This window comes from Acidovorax sp. A79, from assembly GCF_041154505.1.
GTDB lineage: Bacteria > Pseudomonadota > Gammaproteobacteria > Burkholderiales > Burkholderiaceae_C > Acidovorax.
This window is the reverse complement of the sequence record NZ_AP028672.1, coordinates 1,801,595-1,813,989: the sequence shown is the minus strand read 5'-3', so window position 1 is coordinate 1,813,989 and position 12,395 is coordinate 1,801,595. Positions and strand designations below refer to the sequence as shown.

Annotated in this window: 13 protein-coding genes; 12 read left to right on the top strand and 1 reads right to left on the bottom strand. The window is 63.9% G+C overall.

From position 1 onward, the window contains the following. Positions 1 to 165 precede the first annotated feature (165 nt). The 5 genes from ACAM51_RS08230 (at position 166) to ACAM51_RS08210 (ending at position 4,961) form a co-directional block, all read left to right on the top strand. Entirely contained in the window at positions 166 to 687 is a 522-nt protein-coding gene (locus tag ACAM51_RS08230) for a hypothetical protein (protein WP_369643244.1), read from the top strand. Between the two features lie 20 nt (positions 688 to 707). Further along, positions 708 to 974: a hypothetical protein gene (locus ACAM51_RS08225; protein ID WP_369643243.1), complete on the top strand. Its 267-nt coding sequence runs from the start codon at positions 708 to 710 to the stop codon at positions 972 to 974. 137 nt (positions 975 to 1,111) lie between these two features. Then, positions 1,112 to 3,817 (top strand): VapE domain-containing protein, encoded by a 2,706-nt coding sequence (locus ACAM51_RS08220; RefSeq protein ID WP_369643242.1) that lies wholly within the window; start codon positions 1,112 to 1,114, stop codon positions 3,815 to 3,817. Positions 3,818 to 4,261: 444 nt separating this feature from the next. Next, positions 4,262 to 4,552: a hypothetical protein gene (locus tag ACAM51_RS08215; protein WP_369643241.1), complete on the top strand. Its 291-nt coding sequence runs from the start codon at positions 4,262 to 4,264 to the stop codon at positions 4,550 to 4,552. After that, a complete protein-coding gene (locus ACAM51_RS08210) occupies positions 4,539 to 4,961 on the top strand; it encodes a hypothetical protein (RefSeq protein WP_369643240.1) in 423 nt (140 codons plus the stop codon). Before ACAM51_RS08215 ends, ACAM51_RS08210 begins: the two co-directional genes overlap by 14 nt. 82 nt (positions 4,962 to 5,043) lie before the next feature. On the opposite strand, the gene ACAM51_RS08205 is transcribed toward ACAM51_RS08210, so the two are convergent. Beyond that, a complete protein-coding gene (locus tag ACAM51_RS08205) occupies positions 5,044 to 5,754 on the bottom strand; it encodes a hypothetical protein (RefSeq protein ID WP_369643239.1) in 711 nt (236 codons plus the stop codon). A 198-nt stretch (positions 5,755 to 5,952) separates the two neighbouring features. Between ACAM51_RS08205 and ACAM51_RS08200 the strand changes: the two genes are divergently transcribed. The 7 genes from ACAM51_RS08200 (at position 5,953) to ACAM51_RS08170 (ending at position 12,357) form a co-directional block, all read left to right on the top strand. Beyond that, entirely contained in the window at positions 5,953 to 6,177 is a 225-nt protein-coding gene (locus ACAM51_RS08200) for an HNH endonuclease (RefSeq protein ID WP_369643238.1), read from the top strand. Between the two features lie 143 nt (positions 6,178 to 6,320). Continuing rightward, positions 6,321 to 6,884 carry a phage terminase small subunit P27 family gene (locus ACAM51_RS08195; RefSeq protein ID WP_369643237.1) on the top strand — a complete coding sequence of 188 codons (564 nt, stop codon included), beginning with the start codon at positions 6,321 to 6,323 and terminating at the stop codon, positions 6,882 to 6,884. Next, entirely contained in the window at positions 6,881 to 8,596 is a 1,716-nt protein-coding gene (locus ACAM51_RS08190) for a terminase large subunit (protein WP_369643236.1), read from the top strand. Before ACAM51_RS08195 ends, ACAM51_RS08190 begins: the two co-directional genes overlap by 4 nt. Then, positions 8,593 to 9,915, top strand: a complete 1,323-nt coding sequence (locus tag ACAM51_RS08185; RefSeq protein ID WP_369643235.1) for a phage portal protein — start codon at positions 8,593 to 8,595, stop codon at positions 9,913 to 9,915. Before ACAM51_RS08190 ends, ACAM51_RS08185 begins: the two co-directional genes overlap by 4 nt. Next, positions 9,912 to 10,673 (top strand): head maturation protease, ClpP-related, encoded by a 762-nt coding sequence (locus ACAM51_RS08180; protein ID WP_369643234.1) that lies wholly within the window; start codon positions 9,912 to 9,914, stop codon positions 10,671 to 10,673. The genes ACAM51_RS08185 and ACAM51_RS08180 overlap by 4 nt, the downstream gene beginning before the upstream one ends. A gap of 78 nt (positions 10,674 to 10,751) precedes the next feature. Then, entirely contained in the window at positions 10,752 to 11,954 is a 1,203-nt protein-coding gene (locus ACAM51_RS08175; RefSeq protein WP_369643233.1) for a phage major capsid protein, read from the top strand. A 67-nt stretch (positions 11,955 to 12,021) separates the two neighbouring features. After that, positions 12,022 to 12,357, top strand: a complete 336-nt coding sequence (locus tag ACAM51_RS08170; protein ID WP_369643232.1) for a hypothetical protein — start codon at positions 12,022 to 12,024, stop codon at positions 12,355 to 12,357. Positions 12,358 to 12,395: the final 38 nt, after the last annotated feature.

Sequence of the window (12,395 nt, the reverse complement as noted above, 5' to 3'; positions counted from 1 at the left end):
CATGGTGTGCCGCGCGCGTGCAGGTGCGCGGCGCTTTGTGCGGCCGCGTGGTGGTGTGCTTTTTCTCTCCCATGGCTTCCCTCCCTCTTTCTCGTTTGCATGCAGTGTCGGCATTCACGGGGCGGGGCGCCAGCCTGATCCATTCCATTTTTCAAGGTGCCTCTGATGACCTGTCGCTACTCTGAAACCGATTGGCGCGATGTTCTCTACAACAGTGTTCGGGCCTGCCCTGGCAACGTGATTGACGCGGCGGCCTTCCTGACCAAGCGGCGTGGCCGCAGCATGCATGCCGAGACGCTGCGCGCCAAGTTGCGCGGCGTGGACGGGGATTCGGTCAGCATGGAGATTGCCGAGTTGCTGACGGAGTGGATGCAGGATCTGCAGCGCCCGGATGCGCTGGACTGGCTGCATGCATTCAACGCGCGGTTCGGGCTGGCGGCGTCGGTGCTGGGGGTGGATGTGCCCCAGAGCCAGCAGGACGCCGTGCAGGCGCTGCAGCGCAAGCTGCTGGAGAACACGGTGTCCGGCGGGCGGCTCAGCGAGCTGGGCCTGCGCACGATTGCCGATGGCAAGGTGGATGGCCTGGAGGCCGATGCACTGACGGCGCAGGCGATGGGCGAGGTGCGTGAGCTGATGGCGCTGGTTGAGGCCGTGCGCATTGCATCTGGCAAAGGCGGTGCATCGTGAGGCCGGCGGGGGAGGTGCGGTTGGCACTGTTCAACGCATGCCAGGCCCTGGCAACGCCGGAACGCGGGCCCACGCTGCAGGAGATTGCCGCGAAGGCTTGTGTGGGCCTCCAGGCGGCACGCAATACGGTGCCGAACATGGTTCGCGCCAAGCAGCTGCGGTCGCCGCGCACGCGGCGTGTGGCGCACCGCAATCGGCCCGTGGCGGAATATGCGCCGGCCTCGGAGTCGCTCGGGGATGTGGGGTTTGTGGACCTTGGCAGCGTGCTGCGGGTATGGGGCGGCTGACACCCCATGACTCTGCAACAAGATGCCGCCGGTGGTGGAGACGCCGGGTTTTGTAGTGCGTGCCTGGGGGGTGTTGCTTGAGCCGCCCCCCGTTACCCCCTTTGAAGTACGCTGCGTTGGGTAAGGCGCTGCTGGCGATGGCTGCTGACCTGGTGCCCAGGTGGTTGCCGGGTGGCGTGCGCAGCGGCCATGAGTACAAATGCGGATCGCTGGCGGGGGGCAAGGGCTCCAGCTGCAGCGTGAACCTGAACACGGGGCAGTGGGCTGACTTTGCCAGCGATGAGGCGGGCAATGATCTGCTCAGCCTCTATGCCCAGATCCACGGCATCACGATGGCCCAGGCCTGCGTGGAGCTTGCGCGCGAGCATCGGCTTGAGAACGAGGCCGGTGTGGTGATGACGGCCGATGGCAAGGCGCCACCGGTGCGCGAGCCACGGCCCGCGCCGCCGCCCAAGCCTGCGTCTGACCGGGAGAGCTGGCGCGCCATTGCGCCGGTGCCTGGGTACGCGCCCAAGGTGAATTTCAAGCACCAGCACCGCACGGATGCTGACATCGTGCACGTGTCGGAATACTGGCGCGATGGTGCGCTGTTCGGGTATGTGGTGCGGTTTCGTACCAGCGATGGCGGCAAGGATGACATTGCACGCACGTGGTGCGAGAGCCAGTCGAAGGGCGGGGCGCGGTGGCACTGGAAGCAGTGGGAAGAGCCGCGCCCGCTGTACTTCCCCTCCCGCACGTCGCCAGCGGGGCGCACGGTCATCCTGGTGGAGGGGGAGCGCAAGGGCGATGTGCTGCAGGCGGTGCTGGATGCGGGTGCGCCTGGCGTGTACCACGCGGCTGGCTGGCCGGGTGGGTGCAAGGCGTGGCAGAAGGCCGACTGGGCCTGGCTGGCAGGTTGCACTGTGCTGGGCTGGCCGGACTGTGACAGCAAGCGGGAGCAACCCACGGCAGCGGAGCGCAAGGCGCTGGATGCGCAGGTGCGTGAGCAGCTGCAGCTGGCGGCCGATGCTGATGTGCGCGAGTTGCCAGAGTATGCGGCCGCGCTGCAGGCGCTGAAGGATTCCAAGCCTTATCTGGACTACGTGGACCAGCCCGGCATGAAGGCGCAGCGGGGCATTCTGGCGCTGTTGCGGGATGAGCACGCGTGCACGGTCAGCCTGCTGCCCATCGCGCAACCTGGTGTGCTGCCTGATGGCTGGGACTGCAAGGACGCGATAGAGGCAGACGGCTGGACGTTTGAACGTGTGCAGGCGTTCTTTGGGCAGGCGGTGGCGTACCTGGACAAGCCCGGTGACAAGGCGCCCGCTGCGGCGCCTGCGGCCAAAAAAATCGATAGCCCCGTTGGCACCGAGGGCGGGGATTCCGGCGACGACGATGGCGACATGGTGAAGTGCGGCTCGCGCTTGGTGCCTGAGTGGCTGAGCTGGTACTACGACCGCGAAAAGCAGCGCTGGAATATCTCGCGCAAGACGGTGATTGCGGCGCTGGAGAAGGCGCCAGATTTGCGCGGCATCGTGGCGTATGACGAACTGCGCAACACCATTGCACGGCGGCAAGCCTTCCCGTGGCCGAACAGTCGGCCGGGCGAACTGAAGGACTCGGACGCGCTGCTGCTGGGCGACTGGATGTCGAACACCTGGGGGTTGCCATCTGTGAGCATGGCGGCGCTGGAGGAGGGCATCAAGACGGTGGCGAGCAAGAACCGGTATCACCCGGTGCGCGAGTGGCTGCAGGCCCAACAGTGGGACAACAAGCCCCGTGTGGACGGGTGGCTGGTGTATGCGCTGGGCGAGTCGCCCGAGTCGCTGCAGCGTAAGCCGCACCTGCTGGAGTATTTGCGCCTGGTGGGGCGGTTTTGGCTGCTGGGCATGGTGCGGCGGGTGATGGAGCCCGGCTGCAAGTTTGACTACATGCCGGTGCTGGAAGGGGCGGGCGGCCTGCGCAAGTCCACCCTGGTGGAGGTGTTGGCCAGCACGGAGTTTTACAGCGACACCAAGTTCGACATTGGCCACGGGCACGATGGGCAGGAACAGGTGCAGGGCATCTGGTTGTACGAAGTGGCCGAGCTGGCGGGTATGAGCAAGTCCGAGGTGGCGGACATCAAGGCGTTCGTCAGCTCGAAGGTGGACCGCTATCGGGTGGCGTACGGGAAGATCCCGGAGTCGTTCCCGCGCCAGTGTGTGCTGGTGGGCACCACCAATGAGGATACCTACCTGCGGGACCGGACGGGGAACCGGCGCTTTTGGCCGGTGCCGGTGCGCAATGTGATCAACACCGAGTGGGTGGCGAAGTACCGCCACCAGCTGCTGGCCGAGGCCTACGCGCGGTATCTGCAGGATGAGCGGTACACCCCCACCGAAGATGAGGAAGTGCGGCTGTTCAGGCCCATGCAGGAAAGCCGCCTCGTGGAGACGGCGGTGGAGTCTGAGCTGCTGGCCGTGCTGACACGCAAGCCGAATCTGAATGCCACTGGACCCGCCAGCTTTGTGCATGCTGAGGCCGCATTTGTGACGCTGGCCCAGCTGGTGCAGGCGCTGGGTGTGGATGTGGCGAAGGCGCCCAGCGGGCTGCAGCAGCAGATTTCAGCCTGGCTGAAGCACCAGGGGTGGGAGCACCTCAAGAAGATGATCGGCGGGGTGCGCATCTGGCGCTATCACCGCCCCGACGGGTGGCCGCGCAATGACGCGCCGGTGGGCTTGGACCAGATCACGGGTGATGAAGATGAACAGGGTGGTGCACCTGCGCCAGCGATGCCATCCGCACCTCTGCCGCCCCCGCCGCCCTTGACGCCTGCGGCAGCTCAACTGAAGGCCATGGAGGACGACGACAGTGCGCCCTTCTGAGATGTTGGCCCACACCACACACGCAGTGCCTGAAACGCGCTGCATCGCTCACCGTGTTGGAGGCGTGATTCGCGCCACGGTGCAAGTCCGGAGCGCAAGACGCCCGGCGTGCGGTGCAGTGGCGGGGATGGCCTGCCATTCGCCTATGTCGTAGGTGCTCATGTGTCCATGGTGTCCACGCGTTTGCATGGACATCACCAGCTACCTACTTCCCCTCGGTTTTGGGGGTCGAGGCCGCTGCATTGCCCATGGCCTGGGCGGGCTGCGCACCACCTGCTTACGGTGCGGGCAGGCGCAGGCAGGGGCGCAGGTGCGCACGCCCTCGCGCGGGCACCTGCCACTTACCCATGATCTCTATAGAAAAGGATGGACAGTATGGACACTGGGACACCCACCCAACCGCAACAAGGGGCGGCAGTGATACCGGAGTCATGCAGAGGGGCAGTGAATGCCGGGCTGCAGACCATCAAGACTTCGATGCCGAATGTGTACCAATCGATTCAGGCGCGCGCTGAATCCATGGGCAACGATGTGTTCCAGCTGGTGAGGCGTGGCCTGGCTGGGCAGCCGGGGTGCTTCTATGCGTTTGAGGCTGGGCATGTGGTGGGCACACCGTTTGGCCGGGAACATCCGGCCATGCTGGAGTTGGCGCAGTTCACGGCCATCTTCGGTTGTGCACACGTGTGCATTTGGCCTGCGACGGATGATGAGGTGCGGGCGCATGGCACGGCTTAAGCACATCCAGCGGCGGCTGGAGAACTGGGCCATCTGGTCGTCGCGCGGTGCCAGCGGCGGGCGTGGCTTTGCAACGCGGTCGGTGCTGGCCAGTGAGGTGTGGTCTCGTGGGTCATACAACCATGTGGCCATCCCGGTGGAGGATGAGGAGGCAGCGCTGACAGATGAGGCGGTGCGTGCGCTGAAGCTGGGCAAGGGCCATCTGTTCGTAACGCTGGAGTGCATCTACCTTAAAGACCTGGGCATCAGTGCCACTGCGCAGCGTATGCAGCGCGCGCCATCCACCATCAAGGCGCAGCTGGAACGGGCAGACCACACCATTGCCGCCTGGCTGGAGGCGCGGGCCGAGGAGCATGAGCGCAAACGGGTTGCTGCCCGTGTATCCGAAGCTAAGGCCAAGGCCCTGTAGACACCGAAAGGAGTTTTACAACATAGACCTTTTGGGTACATTTCAGGCACTGTGTGTGTATTGCGCCTCCACCCGCAATGCATCAAGTGGGAACCCCGGCAAGTGTTGAGCTTGTCGGGATTTTTCTTACCGGACCGACCGAAAGCAATTGCATCTGCTGAGCAGCTAGTTGTTCAATTTCGCTCAGTTGCTTGTGAAACTCAGCGTAGAGCGGCTTCCATGTATCCTGGAATTTTTGCATCTGCGCGTCTCTGCCCACAAAATTCTCTTTGTGCAAACCATTGACCGCTTTCCCTGCAGCCAGGATCGACATCCTGCATTGAATGTAGCTGTGAGCTAGCGCACTCGTAGCCTGGGAGAGCATTGGGAAATACAGGGCAGCGAGCATGGACAATCTTTTGTCAAGGCCCTGGGCTTCGTCTTCATCACTTTGATAGATCCATCTGTTCCGCATTCCATCAAATGATGTGTCTAATTCGTGTGTGGTGAGAAGGTATTCCTCTAGCTTGGTTCTTTGCAGTGCATTCCACTCGCGCGCAGCCCAGTCTGCTTGGTTTATCGCCGACCTAACCTCTTCGGCAACTCTTGTGGTTGCGGTTAGTTGCGTCTCTAAGGTCTTGAAGTCCGCCTTTGTGGCAAGAGTCTCGCCGCGCTTCTTCCAATAGCCCCCGAAGAAACTGGAGGCAAGCAAATTGAGCAGACTAAATGCGCCTAAAAGAGCATAGGTCTTGTAGTTGCTGAAGATTGCCTGACTCAGGATGTCGGCGACTAATTGAGAGTGCAGTGTGTTCATTTCGAATTGCTCCGCGCTTGAGTGAATTCGATTGTCAGGTAAATCTCCTTGCCTATTGCCGCCCCACGCCCCTGCAGTCATCCAGGCTGCGGGGCACTGGTGCGTGACGGCACAAGCCGCTGCCCCAGGCATCCTAAGAAGGCTTGGGCCACACCTGCCAAGGAAACCAAGCGGATCACCGGCCGCAGGCTGCAGGCCATGCGCGCTGATCTGTTCAGGCGCAAGCCGCTGTGCGAGCCATGCCAAGAGGCGGGGCGCGTGACGCTCGCCACCATCCGTGATCACCGCATCCCATTGGCCGAAGGCGGTGCGGATGACCCGACCAATGAGCAATCGATTTGTGATGACTGCCACGCGGTGAAGACCAAAGCCGAATCGGCGCGCGGTGTGCGCCGCGCCTGGGGCAACTATCGCGAGGGCTGACCCCGGCCCCGCGCGGTCGGCCAGGGGGAGGGGGGTGTCCGAACTTCCCAGCACTCAACCTGGAAACCGACCGGTTCCTCAAATTTTTGCGTGCGCAGGTTTTGGGAGGGGGGGTACCCCGCCTTGGGCAATAGGAGGTTGATATGTCTGGTTCACGTGGCCCGCTGCCGAAGCCTGCGGCCCTGAGATTGCTGGAGGGCAACGCCGGAAAGCGTGCACTGGACTTGGCAGCAGGGGTGAATCCCCGCATCGAGATCCCCAGCCCGCCCAAGCACCTGGGCATCGAAGCAAAGAAGGAATGGAAGCGGATCACGCCGCTGCTGGAGGAACTGGGCCTGATCAGCGGCTTGGACCGTGCTGCGCTGGCGCTGTATTGCCAGGCTGCAGGACGGCTGGCCGAGCTGGAGATGGCCTTCAACGGCAAGGTGCAAGCCAAGGTGAACGCTGGCATGGACTATGCCGATGCCGTGTATGAGGCCAGCTATGCCACCACCCCCAGCGGCTACGCCCAGCAGAGCGTGATCGTGCAACTGATCGGTAAGCACCGCGAGCAACTCAACCGCTACCTCATGCACTTCGGCCTCAGCCCTGCGGCCCGTGGCCGTGTGCAGGCCAGCAATTACGTGCAGCCCACGCTGCCCGGGATTGACCCCAAACCAGAAACGAAGCCCCAGGGCTTCGCCATGTTCACCAACCCGAACCGATGAACGAATACGTCGAGCGCGCGCAACAGTACATGCGCGATGTTCTCGGCGGCACGATCCCCTCCTGCAAATGGGTCCGGCTGGCTGTGCAACGCCAGGTTGATGACCTGGCGCGTGAGCCTAGTGAAGACTGGCCCTGGGTGTTCGATGCCGAGCGGGCATCGCGCCCGTGCGCCTTCATCGAGCTGCTGCCCCACATCAAGGGCAAGTGGGCGCGCGAAGGCAAGCGGCTGGAGCTGGAGCCGTGGCAGTGCTTCATCCTCACCACCGTTTTCGGGTGGGTGCACCACGAGACCCGCCTGCGCCGCTTCCTGGAGGCGTACGAGGAGGAGGCCCGGAAGAATGGCAAAAGTGCCAAGGGCTCGGGCCTGCTGCTCTTCATGCTTTCCGCAGACGGTGAGCACGGCGCCGAGTGCTACACGGCGGCCACCACCCGCGACCAGGCGCGCATCGTGTTCGATGACGCCAAGGCCATGGCCGAGCGTTCGCCCGGCCTGCGCACCCACCTGGGCGTGGCAATCATGCAGCACAGCCTGACGGTGGCCCACACCAGCAGCAAGGCCGCGCCCCTGGCCGCCGAGGGCAGCACGCTGGACGGCCTGAACGTGCACTTTGCGCTGCTCGATGAGTTGCACGCGCACAAGACGCGCGCGGTGTATGACGTGATCGACAGCGCGCGCGGCGCGCGTGAGCAGTCGCTGCTATGGACCATCACCACCGCAGGCACCGACCGCAGCGGCATCTGCTACGAACGGCGCACGCACGTCACCAAGATCCTTGACCGCGTGGTCCGGGACGAACGGGTGTTCGGCATCATCTACACATTGGACGATGGCGATGACCACTTCGATCCGGCCGTGTGGATCAAGGCCAACCCGAACCTGGGCAAGTCGGTCCAGCTCGATGAGCTGCAGGCCCAGGCCAGCAAGGCGATGGCCATGCCCAGCGCGCTGTCCAACTTCCTGACCAAGCGCCTGAACGTGTGGGTCAGCGGTGAAAGCCCGTGGATGGACATGCGGGCATGGGAGAAGTGCACCGCGCCAGACCTGAGCATTGCCGCCATCCCGGACGGCTCCAAGGTCTACATGGGCCTGGACCTCGCGCAGAAGAAGGACTTTGCCGCGCTCACGCTCACATGGCAGTCCGAAGTGTTGCGGCCCAGCCCCGATGGTGTGCATGTCCCGGTCACCGTGTGGAACGTGTGCACACGTCTGTACTTGAACGAACTGGCGGTGCAGGAGAGCGGCAACGCCCACCTGGCTGGCTGGGCGCGCCAGGGCTACGTGGTGGTGACAGACGGCGCGCTCACCGACTTCGACTGCATCGCCGACGACATGCGCGTCTACTGCCGCCGCTTCGACGTGCAGGAGATCGCCTTCGACCCGGCCTTGTCCATGTATTTCGTGGGCAAGTTGATCGAAGAAGGCTTGCCCTTGGTCGAGATCGCGCAGCGCGCCATGTTCTTTACCCCGGCACTGATCCAGGTGGAGAACCTGGTGCTGGAGGGCCAGCTGCAGCACGAGGGTAACCCGGTGGTGGCCTGGATGGTAAGCAACCTGGTGGTCAAGAAGTCGAAGTTCAACGAGCTGATGCAGCCCACCAAAGAACGCGACGAAAACAAGATCGACGGCGTGCTGTCCATGCTGATGGCCCTGGGCCGCGCGCTGGCCAACGAGCCGAGCAACATCATTGAGGAAGGCTTTGTCCTGCTATGACCACCTGGAATGAAGTGCAGGCCAGCGCCGCCGTGCCCGGCTCCCGCATCTTGACCGAATGGCGGGCGCAGCAACAGGCGCAGCGGGCCATCAGCAACGCCAGCAACGGCGCCACCGAGACCATAGTCAGCAGCGACCCCCGCGTGGTTGAGCTGCTGCTCGGTGGCTTCGCCTCGGCCTCTGGCGTCAACGTCACGGCAGAGAGCGGCATGCGGGTGTCGGCCGTGTACGCCTGCGTTACGCGCATCGCGGGTGCCATCTCTTCCATGACGGCCAAGGTGTACCGCCGCGTGCCTGGTGGTCGGGAGGAAGTGCTGGATCACCCCTTCTGGTGGCTCCTGAACGAGGAACCCACGCCGCGCTTCACCAGCGCCAGCATGTGGGAGACCACCATTGCCAAGATGCTGTTGCGCGAAAGCGGTCACTGCTTCATCGCCCGCAGCCGCTCCGGTGCCGTGCGTGAGCTGATCCCGCTGCCTTGGGATGCGGTCAACCCCCGCCGCGTGGAGCAAGGCGGCACTAGCCGCCTGCGATACGACGTGCAGGACGTTCGCACCTTCGGTGCTGACCAGGACGACATGCTGCACTTCCCCGGCTTCGGGTTCGATGGCCTGCGCGGCATGAGCGTGCTGCAGTACGCCGCGCGCAACGCCACGGGCAACGCGGCGGCAATGGATGAGTATTCGGGTCGCTTCTTCCGCAACGGCTCGCACCACAGCATCGTGCTGGAGGTGCCTGGAGCCATGAAGGAAGATGCCATCACCAACCTGCAGACGGCTTACGGCAACAAATATTCGGGGCTGGACAACGCCCACCGCCTGCCGCTGGTGCTGACCAACGGCATTACGGCCAAGGAAGTCAGCATGACGGCCGAGGACGCCCAGCTGCTGGAGGCCCGCAAGTTCCAGGTGACCGACATTGCACGGGCCTTTGGCGTGCCGCCCCACCTGATCGGCGACGCCTCGGGCTCCACCAGTTGGGGCAGTGGTCTGGAAGAGCAGAACCGGGCCTTCCTGGCCTACACGCTCAGCCAGCACCTGCAGCGCATGGAGCAGGAACTGAACCGCAAGCTGTTCCGCCGCGCGGGCATGTACCTGGAGTTTGACCGCGAAGCATGGATGGAAGCCAACAGCAAGGCACAAGGCGACTTCTACCGTGCGGCCATCGGCGGGCCTGGCAGCGGGCCCGGCTGGATGAGTGTGGACGAAATCCGCACCCGCAAGAACCTGCCGCCGAAGGGCGGCGAATCAGCGCAGCTCTACCGCCCGCCCGCTGACAAGCCAGCGAGCAAACCACCATCCACCGGAGCAACGGAATGAAACAGCTACTCAACCTGCTGCGCACCAACGGCCTCGTGCCGCGCGCGCCCCTCAACGTCGTCAAGAACGAAGCCACAGGCGAACACGTGTTCTACCTGTACGACGTGATCTATGACGGCGGCGACTGGGGCGTAAGTGCCATGGACGTGATCGCCGCCCTGGCCCAGGCCGGGCAGGGCGGCACCCTGCGCATGCGCATCAAGAGCCCTGGCGGCGATGTGATGGAGTCCAAGGCCATCGTGACAGCCATGCGCGAATACATCGCGAACGGCGGCAAGATCATCGCCCAGGTCGATGCGGTGGCGGCCAGCTGTGCCAGCTGGATCGCCCTTACGGCCAACGAGGTGGAGATCGCGGACGGCGCCTTCCTGATGATCCACAAGGCCACCACTGGCGGCTGGGGCACCGACAACGAGCTGCGCAAGGTGGCCGACGTGCTGACCATGGTGGAGAGGTCCATCGTGGACGTGTACGCCGCCACCACCAAGCAGACGCCCGAGCAGATCCAGCAGTGGATGGAAGCCGAGACCTGGTTTACCGCTGACCAGGCGGTTTCCAACGGCTTCGCCCACCGCGTCATCTCGCGCCTGGTGGATGCGCCCACCAACCTGGCGGCCATCAGTTGGAACCTGAGCGCCTATGACAACGCCCCCGAGGCGCTGAAGAGCCCGCCCAAGGAAACGCCGCCCGAGCTGGACGAAGTGGCCATCCTCGAAAACAACCGGCGCCGCTTGCGGCTGCTGGACACCAACGCCTAGCGCTTCCGCGCTGCGTAACGGCCCCCACGGCGCAAGCCCTGGGGGCTTTTTCTTTTGCTCACTCACGAAAGGACAATCATGAGCATTCAAAACCTGCGGGAGCGCCTGGGCGCACTGAAGAAGGAAGCCCGCAACCTGATCGAAAACAAGGGCTCTGCCACCTGGACCAAGGAAGAACAGGGCAAATTCGACGAGCTGATGGACGAAGCCGAGCGCGTCGAAAACCAGATCGAAGCAGTCCAGCGCCTGATGGACAACGAAGCGGAAGACAGCTTCCGCGATGCGAAGAAGAAGGAGAGGGGCGAGAAGGTGGATCCGGCCATGGCCGCCTTCGAGAACTACCTGCGCAAGATGGGCAACCGGCTCACACCGCAGGAGCTTGAAGCCATCCGCAATACCATGAGCACCACCACGGGCTCCGAAGGTGGTTACACCGTGCAGCCCATCGTGGCCAGCACGCTGATCGAAGCGCTCAAGGACTTCGGCGCGATGCGCCGCCAGGCCAGCCGCGTTGTCACTACCAACGGCTCTGACCTGTCGTACCCGTCCACTGACGGCACCAGCGAAGAAGGCGAAATCGTTGCGCAGAATGCAAGCGCCGCCGACGCCGATGTGGCCTTCGGCACTGTGCCTCTGAACACCTTCAAGTTCGGCTCCAAGGTGGTCACTGTGCCAATCGAGCTGCTGCAGGACTCCAACATCGACGTGGTGGCCCTGGTCAACGGCCGCCTGCGCGAGCGCATTGGCCGCATCCAGAACCGCATGTTCACCACCGGCACTGGCACGGGTCAGCCTTACGGCCTGACCGTGGCCGCATCTGTGGGCAAGATCGGTGCTACCGGCCAGACTCTGACGGTGGCCTACGACGACCTGGTGGACCTGCAGGACTCCATCGACCCCGCCTACCAGGTGGACGGCCTCGGCTGGATGTTCTCGCAGGCTGTGCGCCGCGTGGTGCGAAAGATCAAGGACACGGCTGGCCGCCCCATCTGGACGCCTTCCTACGATGAGGGCATGGCTGTGCGTCGCCCCGACTTCCTGCTGGGACAGCCGGTGGAGATCAACAACCACATGCCGGCGCCAGCCGCCAATGCCAAGTCGATCTCTTATGGCGATCACTCCAAGTACATGATCCGCGACGCCATGGAGGTGACCATCTTCCGCTTCGAGGACAGCGCGTACCTGAAGAAGGGCCAAGTGGGCTTCCTGGCCTGGGCGCGTGCAGGCGGCAACCTGCTCGACACCAACGGCACGAAGACCTACCAGCACTCCGCGACCTGATCGCACAACCCGCCAGCCAGGCTTGCCTGGCTGGGCTTCGCTTCTGTCCACTCCATAGGAACCGACCATGAAAAAGTCACTCATTGCGCTGGCTGTGATCGCCGCCGCAACCTTTGCGGCCGACCAGGCCGAAATCCCCGCAGGCGCCGCTTTCGAGGCTCCCGACGATGAGGCCGACAAGCTCATCGCCAACGGCCAGGCCAAGCTGGCCGAAGCGCCCACCAAGGGCACCAAGCCCGTGAAGGTGCGTCTGCTCATCGCCTGCGAGCACGGCAACCCCAACGACGTGCGCGAGCTGCCCGCCGATGTGGCGCGCGGCCTGGTCAAGTCGGGCGACGCCGACGACGACAAGACCGCTGTGGCCTATGCCGCAACCTTGCCGCAAAACCAGAAGAAGTCCTGATCTCCCTTCGCCATGCCCTGCTTGCAGGGTATGCCAAA